Origin of the sequence: Formosa sejongensis (assembly GCF_033447105.1) — a bacterium.
Lineage (GTDB): Bacteria > Bacteroidota > Bacteroidia > Flavobacteriales > Flavobacteriaceae > Formosa.
This window is the reverse complement of sequence record NZ_JAWQUN010000018.1, coordinates 66,027-85,648: the sequence shown is the minus strand read 5'-3', so window position 1 is coordinate 85,648 and position 19,622 is coordinate 66,027. Positions and strand designations below refer to the sequence as shown.

The following is a 19,622-nucleotide window of genomic DNA, read 5'->3' as shown; positions in this document are numbered from 1 at the left end:
CTGTTTAATTTAATTATTTGAATTTAGGGTAACAATTAAGGTTGTATATGACAATACTCACATTTACAGAATAGATAACCACTTAAATATGCGTCTTTCCTTATAGAAAATAAAAAGGATTTCACAAAAAAAAGAAGAGTATTAGAACAGGTAGCACCTCTGAATAAATTCCTTTTTTAATTATATATTTGATCAACTAAGCTAATTTAAAAAGCGAGAATTTAATTTATGAGAAAATATACTAAGCTACTAATTCTAATACTCATACTTGAAATTGGACTATTTAGTATGACGCATTCATATTGCGTGTTTTCTCAAAATTTTGAAAAATTTTCGAATACAGAGGGTTTTAATCAAAATTCAATAAATACCATTACACAAGATCATTATGGCTTTTTATGGTATGGAACACCAAATGGACTTATTAGATATGATGGTTATGAGTTTAAGACATTCAATACCTCAAACACTAATGGCAACCTTATAAGTAATATTATTACATATTTATACATTGATACTACTGGTGTGTTATGGATTGGTACAAATCAAGGGCTTAGCGTGTACATACCTTGGGCTGAAAAGTTTTATACCGTCCCATTATTAAATAAACTCTCTATAAATAAAATAGCATCTGAATCTAATGGGCGAATTTGGTTTTCTGGCCTTAATGAATTATTTTTTTGTAACACAACTGATATTGAAAAGGGAATTTTTCAAGTTTCCGATAATGTTATAAAGTCACATATTGAACCTCTAGAAATCAATGATTTTCTATTTAAAGAAGATAATGAAATGATTTTAGGAACTTTAACTGGGTTGAAAAAAATGTCTTTTAAGGAAAACTCATTTCAAGAATCAATAGAAAACATATCTATTTCCAATTATAATACTATTGAAAATGAGATTACTAAAATATTTTTAGACACTAAAAACATTCTTTGGGTTGGTTCTAAAACGGATATTCTTAAAACAACATTTGAGGCTAATAGAATTCATGTTCTTAAAACGTATAGACATTTAAATACGCAAGACGCTCCTAATTTATCTCCTGCAGTTACCGCTTTTATTGAAGATGATTCAGGTTCAGTTTGGATTGGCACGAGTAATGATGGGTTATATAAATACAATCCAGAACAAGATTCCTTTAAACACTACGCACATGATTCTAAAAATAAATCGGGATTAAGTAGTCCTTACATTAAAACATTATATCAAGATAACTTTAAAGTGCTATGGATTGGAACAGCTCATGGAGGCGTTAATAAATTAGATCTAACCCAAAAAACCTTCATTAACTATTCTAATAACCCATTCGATCCTTTATCAATATCTGATAATTTAATAACCTCTATTTTAGAAGACTCTAAAGGAATGCTTTGGCTTTCTGGTTATAACAAACCTTTGGTTAGAAGCACCTCTAAAGTTTCCAACGAAACTATAGATAAACTAAAATTTGAAAATTTAGAAAACCGTATTCCTATTGCTCATAATGATATATTACGATGTATTTATGAAGATAAAAAAGGATATATTTGGTTTGGTACCGAGCAAGGTCTAATCGTTTATAATCAAAAAACGGATACCTTTAAAAAAGTATTTCTCAAAAATTCTGAAAATGATATCCGATGTACAATACGGTCTATTTATCAAATAGATGATAATAATTTACTACTTGCTGGAGATTATATTTCTTTTTTAGAAAACCCATGGCATGACATTCAAAAAAGTAAAACCCCCGAATTACATCTAAAGTCTGTTATCAATTTGAAACCAGAAAGAGCACAATGTATTTTAAAAGATATAAATAATACATTTTGGATTGGAACTACTGGCGGTCTTTTACATGCTAAATTTAATGGTAAAAACATTATTATTAATCAAAAATACACAGACAATAAAAACGATAAATTCCCTTTATGTAATAATCGTATTTTTTCTCTTTTTAAAGATAATAAAGATAATTTATGGATTGGAACTTTTGGAGGTGGCCTCAATAAAATGCATTTAAACAAAAATGCACTTCCTACCAAAATTGAATATTTTAGTAAAAAAAACGTATTACCTGATGATGTTATTTATGCTATTCTACAACAAGACGAGTCGCATTTATGGCTGAGTACAGATATGGGCTTAGTTAATTTTAATACTGATAAGAACATTGCTCATAATTATGATGCAAGAGACGGTTTAATACAAAACAACTTTAGAGAAGCTGCTTATTTTAAAAGCAAAACGGGCTATTTTTATTTTGGCGGATTAAATGGCTTAACCATTTTTAAACCTGATAATATTAAAATAAACCTACAACCTCCTAAAGTTTTAATATCGCATTTATTAGTAAATAATAAACATGTGAAAATTGGAGAAAAACTGAACAACAAAGTAGTGCTTAAAAAGTCTATTTTAGAAACAGATAGTATTTCTTTAAGTGAAAATCAACAAATCATATCATTTAATATTGCTGTACAACACACCACAACACCTTCAAAAAACAGATTAGCTTATAAACTAGAAGGCTTCAATGACCAATGGGTAGACAACGAATCTGGTAAAGCTACCATTACCTATACCAATCTTTCTTCAGGTAGTTATGTGTTAAAAATTAAAGCTGCAAATGGTGATGATGTTTGGGGTGAAACCACAAAAGATTTATATATTGAGATCTTACCACCATGGTATAAGACCTGGTGGAGTTATTTAGTATTTATTCTTTCAGCCTTAGCTATTACTTCAGGAATCATGCTTTATTTCCTTAGACACGAACGATTAAAACAACGCCTTAAGTACGAAACACTAGACAAGGAAAGAATAGAAACGGTTAATCAAGGTAAAATTCGCTATTTTACAAATTTATCACATGAATTCCGTACTCCTCTAACACTCATTCATGGTCCTATAGAGCACATGCTTAAGCATAATGCAGATCCGAAAAACAACAAATACCTAGCCATAGTTGAGAAAAATACTGAAAGACTATTGAGTCTAGTAAACCAATTAATCACCTTTAGACAAGCAGAAGAAGGTCATGTTTATCTTAATCTTGTAAAAACTACTTTAGGAGATTTTATTTACCCCATAACAGAGGCTTTTGAAAATTATGCCATTGAAAGAAACATAAATTTCTTTTATAAAGTAAATACTCCAAATGAGGACATTGTAATTGACGTTGAGAAAATTGAACGCATCATTTTTAACCTTTTGTCTAATTCCTTTAAGAACACACCTTCCCAGGGAGATATTAGTATTGAAGCAGGAATAACCTTTGTCTCTGGAGAAAAAATAATAAATATAGATGTTATTGACACAGGAAAAGGAATTCCAAAAGAAAGCTTAGACACTATTTTTGAACGCTTTTATCAATTAGGAAATAGTCATGATAATATTAGTGGTGGTGGTGGTATTGGCTTGGCATTCTGCAAATCCTTGGTTAAACTGCTTGATGGGAATATTAGCGCCAGTAGCACCCCTGGTGTTGAGACCCGTTTTTCGGTAAGCATCCCATCAAAAAATATCAAAGATGCCTATTTTGATAAAAGTGACAGTCAAAATAAATCCTTTATTAAAAACTGGATACCATTACCCTCAGATGTAATTAATGATGAACTTGTTTTAAACGATACTAAAAAAGAAAAACAATATTCCATTTTAGTAGTTGAAAATGAAGTAGATGTTCAAAATTTCCTAAAGAGTACGCTTTCAGAGAAATACAACATCTCTATTGCCAACCATGGTAAGGAAGCTTTTGAAAAAATAAAAATAAAGGAACCTGATTTAATAATTAGTGATGTTATGATGCCAGAAATGGATGGTTATGAACTTTGTGAGAAAATAAAAACAAATGCTGACACTTGTCATATACCCATTTTATTATTAACGGCACTTGGAGATGATAAAAACCTAATTAAAGGCTTAGAATTTGGAGCAGATGAATATATAAGTAAACCGTTTTCTTTAAAACATTTAGAACTACGAATAGCTAAGTTAATACAATATAAAGCTCAAATAAAAGAACACTTTTCTAAAAACAGTAAACTTCCTGAAAGCTCAAAAAAGATAACGATACTAAAAAGAGATGAAGAATTTCTAAAAAGCACTATTGAAATCATAGAAAAAAACCTTGCTGATTCTAATTTTGGCGTAGAAGAATTATCAAAAGAAATTGGTTTTAGCACCACACATTTTTATAGACGTTTAAAACAATTAACCGGTCAAGTTCCTAGTATTTATTTAAGGAATTTTAGATTGCAACGCGCTGCAGAATTATTAAAAAACAACAATGGCTACAATGTAACAGAGGTTATGTATCAAATCGGAATCGAATCAAATTCTCATTTTTCCACATCATTTAAGAAACTATATGGCGTATCTCCATCAGAATATATGAGAGATAAAAATCCCCCCAATTAAAGTATTCATCATTTTTTTTAAATAGACTTACTTATATTTTGAACACCCGTGCAGAAATTGGTTGATTCAAGCAAGAAAATGTAAGATTAGAGAGATTAAAATCTCTTTATTTTCAAGTAATTCGCAGCATCTATTATTAATGACAAACTTCTTTTTGCATTAAAAAATTAAGCATATCAAATTATTTGAAATTTTCAAAAAATAAAAATCATGAATAAGAATTATATCCTACTTATTATTATTGCAACACTTTTAACAAACATGTCTTTTTCTCAAAATAAGAAACCTAAAGGAATGGATGAAATGTGGGGTGATGACCAAGTTTCTATAGACGCCTTAAAGAACGGTAAAGGAAAATTATTTGACGAAGGTAATTTTGGAATGTTTATACACTGGGGGCTATATTCACATCTAGCTGGTAAATGGGATGGTAAAACCTATTATGGTATAGGAGAATGGATTATGAATCCACGAGTAGCAAATATCTCACCTAACGAGTATATGCAAGTCGCTAAGGAATTTAATCCTGTAAACTTCGATGCAAAAAAGATAGCAAAATTAGCGAAAGATGCTGGCATGAAGTATATCATTATAACGAGTAAGCACCACGAAGGTTTTGCTATGTTTGACAGCAAAGTTAGTGACTTTAATATTGTTGATGCTACGCCCTTTGCTCGCGACCCCATGAAAGAACTATCTGCTGCGTGCCATGAATTAGGTTTAGGCTTTGGTTTTTACTATTCACACAATCAAGACTGGACAGCTCCAGGCGGCTCAGGTGGTCCAAGTACATACGATAATGGTAAGGCGGCAACCTTTAAAGATTATTTTTATAATAAATGCAAACCACAGGTTAAGGAAATTTGCACAAATTATGGGCAAATAGATTTCGTTTGGTTTGATACACCCGGAGACATGCCTAAAGAATATGTGGTTGAATTAGCAGACATGGTTAGAGAACTTCAGCCAACAGCAATGATGTGCAGCAGAGTTGGTCATGGCATGGGAGATTATGCAAGTAAAGGCGACATGGAAGTACCTACACAAAACATTCCTGGACTTTGGGAAACTTGTGATACCAATAACGATTCATGGTCTTTTGCTTGGTATGATAATAATTTTAAAAGCCCTAAAGTAATTGTGGGTAGATTAATAGAAACCGTGGCCAGAGGAGGTTCTTATTTATTTAATGTGGGGCCAGATCCTAATGGTGTAGTACCAGCAATAGGCGTACAGTTTTTAGAAGAAACTGGTGCTTGGATTAAGAAATATCCACAAGTTGTTTATGCTGCAGGACCTTCGCCGTGGGGACATAAATTACCGTGGGGAGACATTACAACTAAAGGTAACTCGCTTTATCTTTCTGTTTTTGAGTGGCCAAAAGACGGGAAGTTATATTTACCTGGATTAAATGCTGAAATTGAGTCTTTATCTTTATTAAATGATAAAAAAAATCATGACATTACATTTACGAAAGATGGCAATTGGACTATTATCAATTTACCTATTGAGGCTCCAGATAATGTAATCTCTGTTATTGACTTAAAATTAAACAGCCCAGCGAGTGAGCTAAAAGTTGATGTCCCTTTAGGTATTTATCCAAATGTTGAAAACAATCTATTGGTTGAATTTGGAGAGGTTACTAATGCTGAAGCAGATACTGTAAAATGGATGGAAAAATTTGGCGAATGGAAACATGTTTTTCAAGTAAGTAATTGGGAAGATAATGGATCTGTATCTTGGACTGTTAATGTTCAAAAACCAGGTTATTATTATTTGGATTTGGAATATAAAGGAGAAGATAGATTAGTATGGAAAACGACTACAGATGAAGGTATAATGGTTCAAAATCAACAAGCTGCCACAGAAAAATATATACATTATAATATGGGTATTCTAGAGTTTAAAACAGCTGGAGAGCATACCATTACCGTATCTTTAGTAGAAGGCGACCCTAAAACATCTAGTTTAAGGTCTCTGATTTTGAAACCTGTGAATTAGTAATTATATTTTTGAAATTTAAAAAAAATTGATGAGAATAAACATTCTAGATAAAGAACTGCATTAAAAAATTACCAAACACTGTCTAAAACGTTGTATCTTAAGCAAGGCATATATAAATACAGTAAAAATGACGAGGTATCTAAAACTAATTTTTACAGTTTTCTTTTTATTTCAAAGTTTAATAAGCACCTCACAAGAAAACACTTTTTTTGATGCGATTTTAGGCAAGTTAGAAATCTATAATAGCAAACAAAGTCCAGAAAAAACCTATATTCAAACAGATAAGGATTTTTATATTACCGGAGAAACCATTTGGTTTAAAATATTTCTTGTAAACGGAATTTCCCATACCGCTTCTTATAAAAGCAATCTTGTGTATTTAGAATTATTGAATGCTGATGATAATACCGTAATAAAACAGAAACTTTTTTCTCAGGACTTTGGAACTGACGGAGCTATAGACATCCCTGAAAATTTTGAACAAGGCAATTATAAGTTACGTGCTTACACCAAATACATGCTCAATGAAGAAAAGCTTGTTTTATATTCAAAAGTTATCTCAATAAACGTTCCTAGAACTACCAATTTTGTTCAAACAAATACAGAAGAACAAGCAAAACAAGAATTAACAAACTCAGAAACACAAAAAAAACCACTGATTTCATTTTATCCAGAAGGTGGTAACCTTGTATCAGGCATACCAAGTGTTTTGGGTATTAAAATAAATGATTCCAAAGGAAACGGGATAGCATTGCAAGGTAAAATTATAGACGAAGATAACAATACAATATCCCTTTTTGAAAGTCATGAATTTGGACTAGGTAAAGCCAATTTCACCCCAGATATTAATAAAAACCACTATGCCAGCATATTAGTCAATGGAAATGAAGAAAAATATCTGCTGCCAGATGTTAAAGAAAAAGGATACACTTTAAGTACTCAAAACTTTGGCGAATATGTTACTTTAAAAGTAGCATCCAATATCCAAAACGGATTGGAAGGAACGATGCTAATTGGCCATATTAGAGGACGCACTGTTTACAAGCATATTGAAAAAAAGAAGGATTTAAAATACTCCCTAAAACTATTAACCAGTAAAATGGAAGATGGCGTTGCCAACTTTACCTTATTTACAGCAGAGGGCGAGCCTGTTTGCGAAAGGTTAGTGTTTATTAATAATCCTGATAACGATATAAACTTTTCAGTAAAAACAAATTCTAAAAGATATAAATCTCGCGAAGCAATTTCGGTAGCACTAAATATTACCGATAAAGAAGATAAATCATTACAAGGAAATTTCACAGCAAGCGTGATTACAAATTCGGGGCTTTCTAAAAACAGCACTAGTATAAAAAGTTGGCTTTTATTGAATTCTGATATTGGTGGTACCATTCCTAATGCCAATTATTTTTTTGAAGAAAAAACCAAGAAAAGATTATATCTTTTGGATGCATTGATGCTTACCCATGGATGGCGTAGGTTTATTTGGAAAGATATGTTGAATAGCAAAGTATCAAAAACACTAGATTTTGAGCCCGAGAAAGGAATTATGGTAAACGGCAAAACCACTAGTTTCGAAAATGAATATCAACCAAAATCAGCTCTTGTCAGTTTTACAATTCTTGATAAGAGCATGTATCAAGCAAAACAACCCACAGGTTATCAAGGTAAATTCAGTTTTGGCCCTTTTATATTGCAGGATACTCTAGAAGCTATGATACTAGCAAAACCGACAGAAATACGTAAAAAAGCAAGAGAAAATGACCTTGCCATTTACATAGAAGATGATTTCCCAAAACCCTCTTTTAATAAAGAAACTAAATCTTACATTGAAACCATAAAATACAATTTTCCTCAAAAGTATTTAGAGCAGGCCTACAAAAGAAAAATAGAAAACTTTAAATACGACCCTAAGGCCACCCAACTCAGCGAGGTTATTATCAATGCTAAAGTTAAACAAACACGTGAAGAATTAATAAATGAAAAATTAAGAAATTTCACCCTTTATGGAGATGCCGACAACAGAATTTTCAGAGATTCTATAGCAATTGGAAGTGTACTAAGTGCCATAGATTTACTAAGAAACATAGCTGGTGTACAGATTACTGGCAGTTATCCAGACCAGACTGTAAATATTAGAGGGATAGGAAGCCTAAACGGAAGTCAAGATCCGCTTTTTCTTTATGACGGCACTCCAGTAGATTATATATTTATCAACACATTATTGTCAAGTGAAATCATGTTTGTTGATGTGCTTAAAGGAGCAAGCGGTGCTGCTATGTATGGTTCTCGTGGTGGTAATGGTGTTGTTGCATTTTATTCTTATACATCAGTGTTAGAAGGCATTGACAGTAAAAAGGTAGAACGCTATCCAAATGTAACCAACTTTAAAATTAACGGGTTTTCTAAAACTCGAGAGTTTTTTAGTACTAACTATGCTTTACCTGAACCTAAGCATGACCGTGCAGATTATAGAACCACATTACACTGGTTACCCAACATTAATATTAGTGATTCTGATGCATCCAACTTTAGTTTTTATACAGGCGATGTCTCAGGAACCTATCTTATAAGAATAGAAGGGATTACATTGGATGGCCAAGCTATAAGCGCACTACAAAGTTTTGAGATAGAAGAAGAATAATTTTTCAAAAAAATTAGAAAACTCAAAAAAGCTTTCATTCAATTAAAAACTTAAATTCCACCTTAACTCTTTCATCACTATCTGAATCGAAATTAATATTATAAGTAATATCCCAAGTGCTATTTGTTGGATTATACTCAGTTTGCCAAAAATCATTCCCATACACCTCTTGGTTAACCTCTACCCATTCTCCATTTATTTTCCTGAATAATTTAGGATTTCGATAATTACTAATATTTGTGATGGTTAAAGGAACATAACCAAGACCTCCAATTACAGAAAATTGAGCTATATCATCTTCAGCTTCAATTTTAATTGGGTAATTATCTATTAAAGTGCCTTTTGAAACTATCACATCTATATCATTACCAATAGCTTCACGATAGGTCATTTCCCACGAAAGAGCTTTTTGATTAAGAGCAGTAGCCAAATTTTTATTTGGACCATAGTAATCATCACTACTAGAAGGTATAATAATAAGTTCTACTGTAGCATCAATATAATCACCAGCTTTAAATGATGTACACCCCTTAGGAGGCACAATTTTTATGATGCTACTCTTATCACCATAATCACCACTATCAGTAGTGTATTCTGAAAACCAGGGTAAAACATTATCAATACCATTTATTTTTGCTTTCCAGTCACGTATAATAAACCCTCTTTCTGCAAGCTTAAAACGTTCCAACTGCTTACTTGTGTACTCTGAATCATTAAAAGAAAACCAAATATATTTACCTTCTGCAGGAACTTTTTCTGTGATGTAACGAGGTACTCCTCCAACTGTTGATTTCCATTCCTTTTTTAGTCCAGTTTCATTGCCCCATGCAAGGTTCTTAGATTTTACATGATGATACCTAGAAGATGCCATCTCCATAATTGAGAAGTCCTTAAATTCAGTATCTTCTAAAACCTTTAATTTGATTTTATAAATACCACGTGTAATATCATCTGAGCGACCAATGGAGGCTGTATACTCAAAATCCATAGTATTATCGTCCATTGTACCAGCATAAGTAACTTCTGTATAATTGGGACTGTACCTTTTATAATCCGTTCTTATTCGGCTATGCCAACCACGATTACCATCCAATTTCGTGTAATCGAAAAAATCGGCTCCCCCCAAATTACCGGTCCATGCCCACTTTTTTCCGTTTGGTGTTGATACCAAAAGGGGTCTAAAATCTAGAACTGGCGCACCAGTTTGATCCAAATCAGGTTCGTAAGTAATGGTTTCGCCCCAGGCACCAATAGCGGACTCATCCCATTGTTGGTTATGTCCCCAACCTATTAAGCAAAGTTGGGCATGCGAAGCCGCTGGAACACCTCCCCATAATGAGTTAACACTAGTATATTCAAGTGATAAGGTTGTTTTTGCTGGAATAGTTAGCATACTCAAACCTTGATACCAAGTACCTCTAAAATAATGTGAATCCACACCAGAACGTCCTCCTGTATGCCAGTTTTTTGATAGTTGGATTGGGATTCCAACGGGATTTCCTTCCATATCTCTAAAAACGGCAGAGATTCCAGGTGTTCCAAAAACAGCGCTTCCATTTGCAGTAAGTCTTCCTTTTTCAAAATTTAAACGCAGTACTTTTTCTGTTGCTGTTGGATTTTCTACAGTAAATTCAACGCGTTCCATCCGGTTATTCAATTCTGTTTGTGGCCCGGGATTTCCTTCACCTGGTTCTGCTGGTTCTTCTTTACTTTTGATTTTATCACTTCTGAGCAGAATTTTATACCAAGCCTTATCTGTATCGTAAACAACCTCCAAATCATGTTTTATTGGTGTAATTTGAGTGGCTTTAACCACCAAGGGCTGGCTCTCAAGTTCTAAAATCTCCTTAACTTTTAAGTCAATATCTTTAGCAACAGGATAAATAATTATTCCTGAATTTAATTCTTCTCCCTTTAGACAAGATGCTTTTTCTTGCATTGAAACCTTAACGCTGGTACCATTAACAGAAATGCTTGTAGACTCCTCAGATTTCAGAAAAACATAACCACTTCCATCAGCAGGATTTTTTAAAGCTTTAACATGACCATAGTCCAATAATACACTGTATTCTTCAGGAAAAGTAAACTGAGTTTCAATTCCTAAATTATTCAAATCGGATGATGGAATTGCTTTTAAAATAAAAGCAATCCGGTCTGGCCATGAAGAAATTTCGAGACCACTATTAAATGGATCACAGCCTTTTAAATCAGGTAAATTGGTAATAAAACGTCTCTGAAAATATTTTCCAGTCTCAACCAATTGACAATCATCATCTTGCCCACTTGTATTTGTACACCAAATTGTTTCTCCATTCCTTTTCAAACCGAAACTGAATTGAAACGGGTTCTTTTCTGGAAAACTTTCAGCGTTAGTTTCTCTTAAAACGTGTTCTGCTGGTTTATCGCTATTATTAATACTAAAGTTTTGGATAGAAAGATTTTTATAATCAAACGAAAGTGAATAATTATTCGTTTTAATAGCAAAAACCTGATTACCAGTTTTAATGGTTTTCATCCACCACATATATGAGTAATCACTTTGGTTATTGTACAACTCTTTGGGTAGTTTCTGAAAATCAACATTTTTACATGAATTCAGTACTATTAAAATCCCAAAGAAAAGATATGCTTGTGTTTTTTTTGTGAGTATCATAAATTCTATTTTTTATTTATTACGAACATAATTACCTACTGGCCTGAACTCCCCCTTGTCTCCACCTAGTCTTATCATTTCAGGATAAACCGCCTCCCACCAGTTATCGTAGGCTTCTGAAAGACTCTTGACAAGCTCAGGATTTGTTTCTGATAGATTATTTTGACAAGCAGGATCGAGATTGGTATCGTAAAGCACCCATGTATCTTGAGGACTAACTCCCCAATGAAATTGTGCATTTGCTTTTGTATAAGTTTCTGATGTTCCACCTGCTTTTGTTGCGCGAAGAAAGGTACATTGACTCAACTGCTCCAAACATAAAGCATCATCAGAACACGGAGCACTTTGCAATAGTAAATAAGATCCTTGTCTCACACCACACATCGCGTATTTATGAGAAGCTGCAAGTCCTGCTGGCCAGCGTGCCACATGCTGAAATAAATATCTGTCATCATGCCAAGATTGAGGTTCTTCATTTTCTAATAATGGAACCAGGCTAAATCCATCTAATTCAGATTGTATTTCTTCCGGAATTTCAACACCTGTTATATCACAAAGCGTAGGCAAAACATCGAGGTGCGCAGTAAGGTTATTAGCAACGTGCGGTTTCCATGTATTGGGCCACCTCCAAAATGACATGGCTCGTGATCCACCATGCCAAATCGTACATTTACAACCACGCATTCCAGCATTGTATACATCCAGCCCCATAGTTACTCCGTTATCGTTCATTAAAATAACAATAGTATTCTCGTCTAGTTTTTTGTCTTCCAAAAATTTCAGAAGTTTACCAAGGTTCTTATCCACATTGGCAATTTCACCCAAATAAGTTGCCTCAGCCTCAGAAACACCATCTACTCGATAAGGCGCTATATCTTTTTCAGGTGCAACAAGCGGCGTGTGTGGGGCATAAGTAGCTAAGTAAAGAAAAAAAGGATCGTCATTATTTTGTTCGATAAAACTCATGGCTTCATCAAAATAAATATCTTCACGGAATGCCTCACGCTCCTCGCCATTCATAAATGTGTGTAAAGAAAAATCTTTTCCATTTCCTGGAACTTTAGGAACAATATCAAAACCCCTTTCCTTTGGAGAGTAGCCTTCACCTCCACCAAGATGCCATTTACCTATAAATCCTGTTTTATAGCCTACAGTTTTCAATAATTGTGGAAGAATGGTTGCTTCTATATTTAAATGCTCACGAGGAACAATGGTATGTGTTACTCCATTCTTGAATTCATGCATACCAGTCATTAATGATGCACGGGTTGGCGAACATGATGGACTAACATAAAAATTATCAAAACGCACACTTTCATCATATAAACGATCCATATTTGGAGTTTTTAAAAGCGGATGGCCGTGTCTACCAAGATCACCATATCCTTGATCATCGGTCAATAGTATGATTATATTTGGCTGATTAACGCCTGCTTGTGATTTGGCTTGATTCGAATTTACAACTCCATTTATAATCAGAAACACAATTAATTTAACAAAACAATTCATAATAAAATATAGTAATTAGTTATTTTTTAAAATAGTAATCATAAGCAGGAAGTCGCTCTGTTTTTTATTCAAACCAAATAAATTATGGTGTAATTCTTTAACAGGAATTACCTTTATCTTAAAATCTATATCACCTGATTTTTTAGATGATATTACAAGATTTTCATCCGTTTTTAAATCAACTTCATTAAATTCATTATCTACATAATGGAAATCATATTTTTACCTTCGACTGCATTCTGATAAATTGGCAAGTATTTCATTCTATCATTTTCTCTACTGAAATAACGTATGTATTTATATTTCTCTCTACGAACCGCTTCATGACGTGGGTATCAAGTAACATATCTTTTCTCCAATTTACTTTTTTATCCTAAATTAATGGTAACACACTTTTTCCTTGATAAGTTTCAGCAACTTTAACACTACACATATCTAAAATAGTAGCAGAAATGTCTTAACCCAAAACGAACTCATTGACCATTTTTCCTTTTATTTCTTTAGAGAAAAAATGAGAATACACTAGTATGGGCACATAAACAGATTCTTCATACAACATACTTTTGCCTCCTAAACCATGCTCGCCTAAAAACAAGCCGTTATCTGAACAAAACACAATGATGGACTTTTCATTCCCTCCAATATCTACCAATAATTTTTTTAGATTTCCCACAAACTGGTCTATGGCATAAACCGCTCTATCCATTTTTAATTACTCTTTCAAAAGTCTAGGTTTTTCACATGTTTTATAATACTTCATTAAATCAGCTTGTTCAAAAACGGTTGTATGCAGTTTAATTCCTTGGGGTCGTTTTCTGAAAAAAGAATTTCTTCCTTTTTATCATCATATTAAGTGTTTAAAATCATTTTAGACTAATGTTATTTCCATTTTTAAAACCATGCTACTTTTTATCATTAAATCAGACTTAAACTCAATGGTGACTTTGTTCCCTGACTGTTCAAAATTATAATCAAGCTTCTCGTCGTTTAAGCTGACGGCTACTTTTCTTGGCTTTCTATTTTCGAAGAGTTCTAAGGAAAACTGCTTCAAACGTAACTGACCATACTTTAAGGCAATTGTGCATGAGTGTTCTTTCTTTTCTACTTTCTGAGTGAACGTACCCCACCCTTCAGCTGTAGTAAAAGGACTTTTAAAATTTTCTGGATTTATTTTTGGCGCAAAGCCCAGTTCTCCCTTAGGTCCATGATAAGAATAGCCACAAGCCGCAATAAAAACACCATATGAAGCCATAGACCGTGCATAATGACTCGAGCACTCCACTTCATCAAAGGGGTTTCGTTTAGCTGCATTATAGCGATCGTGTACTGATTTCATAATGGATAATCCTTCTGTAAGCATACCTTCCGATACCATATGGGAGGCTACCTGGTATTCAAAACCATTCATACATTCGTCAAAGTACCCTCCTGGTCCAATCCAAAACTCTTTATCATCAACTCGATCAGCCATGCCTGGAACCGCTTTATCATCTCCACCTAGAGGCCATGTCGTCATCATTAAACCAGCCTCACCTGGCATGACATAGGTTCTTTCTCCTTTAATGGCTTCATGATCCAATGCATACTGTCCTGCATCTGGAGCGAAGTTATATTTCCAAAGTGATTCCAATGCTTTTTTTGTTTCTCTTTGTGGAATAACATCAGGTAAGTTAACTTGGTGCGCAAAACTTTGCCCCAAGATTTGATCTATATGGCATCCATCATTTGTATTGATGCTTTCATAATCAGGCGGTAGATGGATGAAGTATTCACCATTGAATAATTTATCTACTATATTTTTCTGTCCTTTAGGAATAATCTCGTTGCAGGTATTAGCAAATGCAGGGTCATTCATTTCTAGAGCCATCATTTCACAAGCTTTTAAAGCAGCTAAATACATACTACTTATCCAACCCATGGGTCCATACCATGCTGCATCTAGTGTATGTGGTTGCCTACCTTCTAGTAAACCATCGCCGTCTTCATCTTGCTTAATAATGAATTGCATAGACTTCTTGACACTTGGCCAGATGTTTATTAGGAATGAGTCATCGGCGCATACTTGATGCTCACGATACACCCGAATGATTGTTCCTAGTTGACCATCAACGGCGTATGCTGATTTTGAAAAAACATCAAAATTTTCCCCACGCATAGAAATCGCACCCTCATTATTCAATGAAATTCCATAGTCTACTCGAGTTCTGTTATCTCTTTCTATAGAAGGAAAAATTCGTGCTAATCCTTGCGCATACATCCATACATGCGTACAAGTTCCGGTACAACAATCCACTCCTTCCCATCCCCAGAAACGATCATTATTAAACAAATGACTCGTTTGTGAAGCAAGACAATCTAAGGATATGAAAGCCCTATCTAAAAACCAATACGGCAAAGTAGAATCATACCATGTTTTGTTCCATGTTAAGGTGGTTCCCGAAAGCCTGTTAAAATCATTTACAATATATTGAGCCACTTCATTGGAATCTGAAAAATACTTGGCATAATGACGTTTCAATTTATCAATTCCATTGATTTTTCCGATACTACTCCCGGAAACCTCGTTATAATAAGGAAAATACCAACTCACTAAAAAAGTAACTTTCTTGCTTTCACCAGGCTTTAATCTGATAGTAGTAGATAAACCACCCACCAGGGTTTCATTAGAATCTAAACGTTCTTCGTTACTTCCTTTTTTATCAAACATTTCCATCTTGTAATCATTCGCACGAAGCGATGCTACTGCATGCATATCTTTAGAATCGTTAAGCAATGAGATTGCCATGTTTCCATACCCTTTTCTCGTGCTTAAACCTTCACCAGAAGCCGTCATAAATACAGTTGTTTTGTTGTTATCTTTGATAACATTGTTGGTCCGTTCGAATGCTACATCGGTCACTTCTGGACAAACTTTATTTTCTAACCATCCACCAACATCGAGCGTAAGATCTTTTGAATCTTCATTTGTAAATTCATAAGTCATGACTGTAGCTGGCATACTAGAATCTTTTACATCTAATGGAATAAAGATAGGATAGCTATTCAAGCTAGCTGTAAACGGAATACCCTCTTTTTTATAAGTAACTTTAGCTACTGGGTATTCACCTCTAAAAGAAATAGTATCAAAACCATGGTTATCTAATGTTATAAACTTTGGTTCTCCATTTTGCATGTACCTAACTGCAAATCCATTTTCAACCTTAAACCTATCGGTTTCAGTGGATGATGTTCGAGGTTTTGCATAAAGCCCTCCCATAGAGAATTGATCTAGACGCCACTTTTTATGTGGATCTGTTGCCTCGGGGATGGCAGGCCCCTCTCGCTCGTAATTAGACTGAAATATATCCCAAAGCCACAGTCTGCCGTCGCCGCTAATATAAAGTTGCCCACAACTTATGCCTCCAACAGGCATACCTATGTATTTTAATTCGTCTTTTGAAGCAGTAAAAACTTCAGGTACACCTCTTGCTGTAAGGGATTTAATCCATTCTGCTGATAGTTTTTTATCCGCTGGAATCAAATGCCCTCCTTTAGTTTGACTAATCGCATTAAAGGCCATAGAAGGTAGGGCTAAAATTGTAGCTGCCATAGCAGAGAGCTTTATGAAGTCTCTCCTTGATTGGCCAGAAGTTGGTGAACAACAACCAGAAGATGGATCGCAACATTCGTCTTTATTTTTCATATTTTATTTTTTTTATATAAACTCCTTATTAAAGTAGAAAACACATACTTACTAATTTTTAATACCTATTAGAAATGAATCATTCATAGTACAGGATTTAGAAATACTTTATTCGACTAAATACAAACATTCTTATTCTGCTTTCCAATCTTTTATTTTAAGAAAAAACCCAGCTTCATTACTATCATGATTTGCTAAGAATAAGGCTTCAGGCTCACCATCTTTCCATAAAATATGCGGGCGTTCGGTTCTTGAAAGTTCCTCATTAAAATAATAACTATTTGTTTGATACCCTATTTCTGGTCTTTCCCATGTAATACCATCATCAGACTTGTAAATTAGACCTGGCCTGTTACCCCCTCTTTTTATTAAAGAATCTGGAATTTGATTCCCTTCCAGGGCATCTTTTATACCCATTCGGTCTTCTACAATCATATAATATTTATCCTGATATAAAAACGCATAAGGGTCTTCAATATCCAAGCCCAAATCTTCATAACTTATTAATGGGTTTTTTTCATAATTTTCATATGGCCCTTCAATATGATCAGCAATAGCTAAAGAAATAGTTCTTAAATACGGTTTTTTATCAGAAATAGATTTGTAGTAAATTCTATACTTCCCATCTTTATCAGCAACGAATGTTGGATTTGAAGCATGTCTAGCATTTGGAGTTCCAGGAATATGTGAGGGCTTAATTATTGGATTGTTTGGGCTTTCTACCCAAGGTCCATTGAGTGATTTTGCTGTGGCAATGCCAATGCTTTGATTAAAATTAGGCGTATTACTCGGTTTCCACAAATATACCAAAACATAAGTGTCTTTTACTTTTGAAATTTGAGGATTGTGATAAGTGGCATTGTTGCTAGCGAATGTAGTATCTACAAACGTATAAGGCCCCTCTGGACTGTTGGCCGTAAAATGAACAATTTTACTATCTGTTATCCAACTACCTTGTTTAGGTATTGTTGACATAAACACATGTAATTTACCTTGTTCATCATAAATTGGAGCCATACACCAATTCCACCAACTGTCTTCTGCGGGGAGAATATATTTACCAGTTTCCAACGATTTTACAAAAGAAGATTCTTTGATTGATAAAGGCTCTTGTTTACATGAAAAAATAAATACAAGATTTATTAACATTATATAAACTAAATTTTTTCTTTTTTTTAATAATCTTTTCATTTTTATATTCAATAAATTAATAAAATCTAATCATTAATAAATCCATCCACATCATCCAATACTATCATTTCTCTTTCATCGGAATTACGTGTTATCATGTTTACATTTTTAAATGTAATATTTTTAGAATGACGAACATAAGCCCCCCAAGCTGGCAATATTCCAAAGAAAAACTGTTCGGGATAACGGGCTATATCTTCGGAAATAACCCTTTTAGTATCTTCTACCGTTCCTCCTCCTGGGTAAGATATTTCAATATTTTCTAATACAACATTCTCTATATAATGCCCTGGAATTCCAGCAATCATTATAGGTCCTGTTCTAGATATTCTCACTTCACGCTCTTCTTCTGGGCTTAATTCTGTATGCCCTTTATAAGCTTCTCTTTCTAAATTTTGATATTTTACATGGGCGACCACATCACTAATTCTTATGTTTTTTAATACTCCAACAGGAACGCCTTCTGGTTTAACATCTGCTTTCTGAATTTCTCCTAAAATTTTATCGTAATTCCTTCCTCGATTTCCTAGACGAATAAAAATAGGGTTTCCAACATCTTCCATAACAATTCTAGAAATATCAATATTTTCTAAGCGTCCACCGTCAACTAATTGCAACTTAATGGCTCCCATTGGGCTATCATAAAAATAACAGTTATAAACCTTCACGTTTATGAATCCTCCACGTGATGAAGTTCCAAATTTTAGAGCGGCTGTATTACTAGAAACCTTACAATTTCTTACTACAATATTTTTACATGGATTTAAAGAGCTTTTTAAACAAATGGCATCATCACCTGCATCAATATCACAATTTTCTATAAGTACATCCTCGCAACCATCAATATCGAGTCCATCATTATTGTAACCATTATTTCTAAATCGGATAGTAACGCCATTAAAATGAATGTTTTTACTATCAATAATATGAAGTCCCCAAAATGCAGGCCTTTTGTAAGTAACTCCTGAAAATGTTAGTCCATCACAATTTACCATTCTTAATAACCTTGGTCGGGGCGAACCTTCTTTTCTAGGAAAAGCCTCTGGTGTGCCTCTTCCATCAATAATACCTAACCCTTCAATACTAATATTTGAGGCATTTTCTGCAAAGATTAAACACTCAGCATTTCCTTCTCTTGTATTTGGGAGGTCTACATAATCAATAATATCCTGACTCCCGAGAAGTGACGCTCCATAATCCAATGAAAGTGCTACATTACTTTTTAACTTAATGGTTCCGATTATGTAGTTTCCTGCAGGAACCCATACTTTTCCCCCTCCATTTTCATGACAAGCATCAATAGTTTTTTGAATGGCTTTTGTATCCATTGTAAGACTATCTCCAACTGCTCCATAATCTTTAATATTAAATACTGATTTCTTTAAGGATGAAATATTTTCAATTGGAACTTTTAACACCTTATTTTGACAGCTTATAGTTGTTAAAAAAATAAAGGTTAACATGTAAAAGATCTGTTTCATAATAATAGTTTGGTTAATAGTTTATATTTATTGAGTCTTGACTTTATAAAT

General features: G+C 33.7%; 9 protein-coding genes. 3 read left to right on the top strand and 6 right to left on the bottom strand.

All coding sequences use genetic code 11. The features are described 5' to 3' along the window. Positions 1–288 precede the first annotated feature (288 nt). The 3 genes from R6X41_RS15100 to R6X41_RS15090 all read left to right on the top strand — a co-directional run bounded on the left by R6X41_RS15100 (position 289) and on the right by R6X41_RS15090 (position 9,055). Positions 289–4,407: a hybrid sensor histidine kinase/response regulator transcription factor gene (locus tag R6X41_RS15100; RefSeq protein WP_318501181.1), complete on the top strand. Its 4,119-nt coding sequence runs from the start codon at positions 289–291 to the stop codon at positions 4,405–4,407. 210 nt (positions 4,408–4,617) lie between these two features. Continuing rightward, the gene (locus tag R6X41_RS15095; RefSeq protein WP_318501180.1) at positions 4,618–6,408 is read left to right on the top strand and encodes an alpha-L-fucosidase; all 1,791 of its coding nucleotides are present in this window, start codon (positions 4,618–4,620) and stop codon (positions 6,406–6,408) included. A 130-nt stretch (positions 6,409–6,538) separates the two neighbouring features. Further along, entirely contained in the window at positions 6,539–9,055 is a 2,517-nt protein-coding gene (locus tag R6X41_RS15090; RefSeq protein WP_318501179.1) for a TonB-dependent receptor plug domain-containing protein, read from the top strand. A 34-nt stretch (positions 9,056–9,089) separates the two neighbouring features. Here R6X41_RS15090 and R6X41_RS15085 read toward each other — a convergent pair whose 3' ends face one another. The 6 genes from R6X41_RS15085 to R6X41_RS15060 form a co-directional block, all read right to left on the bottom strand. Continuing rightward, the gene (locus R6X41_RS15085) at positions 9,090–11,708 is read right to left on the bottom strand and encodes a hypothetical protein (protein ID WP_318501178.1); all 2,619 of its coding nucleotides are present in this window, start codon (positions 11,706–11,708) and stop codon (positions 9,090–9,092) included. A gap of 12 nt (positions 11,709–11,720) precedes the next feature. Next, positions 11,721–13,217, bottom strand: a complete 1,497-nt coding sequence (locus R6X41_RS15080; RefSeq protein ID WP_318501177.1) for an arylsulfatase — start codon at positions 13,215–13,217, stop codon at positions 11,721–11,723. Positions 13,218–13,674: 457 nt separating this feature from the next. Continuing rightward, complete coding sequence (locus R6X41_RS15075) at positions 13,675–13,923, bottom strand: sulfatase-like hydrolase/transferase (protein ID WP_318501176.1); 249 nt, start codon at positions 13,921–13,923, stop codon at positions 13,675–13,677. A 162-nt stretch (positions 13,924–14,085) separates the two neighbouring features. Beyond that, positions 14,086–16,899 (bottom strand): GH116 family glycosyl hydrolase, encoded by a 2,814-nt coding sequence (locus tag R6X41_RS15070; protein WP_318501175.1) that lies wholly within the window; start codon positions 16,897–16,899, stop codon positions 14,086–14,088. 132 nt (positions 16,900–17,031) lie between these two features. Next, positions 17,032–18,048, bottom strand: coding sequence for a glycoside hydrolase family protein (locus R6X41_RS15065; protein WP_318501174.1), 1,017 nt, complete (start codon positions 18,046–18,048; stop codon positions 17,032–17,034). A 68-nt stretch (positions 18,049–18,116) separates the two neighbouring features. Beyond that, the gene (locus tag R6X41_RS15060; protein ID WP_318501173.1) at positions 18,117–19,571 is read right to left on the bottom strand and encodes a glycoside hydrolase family 28 protein; all 1,455 of its coding nucleotides are present in this window, start codon (positions 19,569–19,571) and stop codon (positions 18,117–18,119) included. Between the last annotated feature and the right edge of the window lie 51 nt (positions 19,572–19,622).

Excerpts from the sequence above, each read along its gene's own strand:
- R6X41_RS15085 (WP_318501178.1), bottom strand. The coding sequence starts at position 11,708 with ATGATACTCACAAAAAAAACACAAGCATATCTTTTCTTTGGGATTTTA.
- R6X41_RS15080 (WP_318501177.1), bottom strand. The coding sequence starts at position 13,217 with ATGAATTGTTTTGTTAAATTAATTGTGTTTCTGATTATAAATGGAGTT.
- R6X41_RS15090 (WP_318501179.1), top strand. The coding sequence starts at position 6,539 with ATGACGAGGTATCTAAAACTAATTTTTACAGTTTTCTTTTTATTTCAA.
- R6X41_RS15070 (WP_318501175.1), bottom strand. The coding sequence starts at position 16,899 with ATGAAAAATAAAGACGAATGTTGCGATCCATCTTCTGGTTGTTGTTCA.
- R6X41_RS15075 (WP_318501176.1), bottom strand. The coding sequence starts at position 13,923 with ATGGATAGAGCGGTTTATGCCATAGACCAGTTTGTGGGAAATCTAAAA.
- R6X41_RS15060 (WP_318501173.1), bottom strand. The coding sequence starts at position 19,571 with ATGAAACAGATCTTTTACATGTTAACCTTTATTTTTTTAACAACTATA.
- R6X41_RS15065 (WP_318501174.1), bottom strand. The coding sequence starts at position 18,048 with ATGTTAATAAATCTTGTATTTATTTTTTCATGTAAACAAGAGCCTTTA.
- R6X41_RS15095 (WP_318501180.1), top strand. The coding sequence starts at position 4,618 with ATGAATAAGAATTATATCCTACTTATTATTATTGCAACACTTTTAACA.
- R6X41_RS15100 (WP_318501181.1), top strand. The coding sequence starts at position 289 with ATGACGCATTCATATTGCGTGTTTTCTCAAAATTTTGAAAAATTTTCG.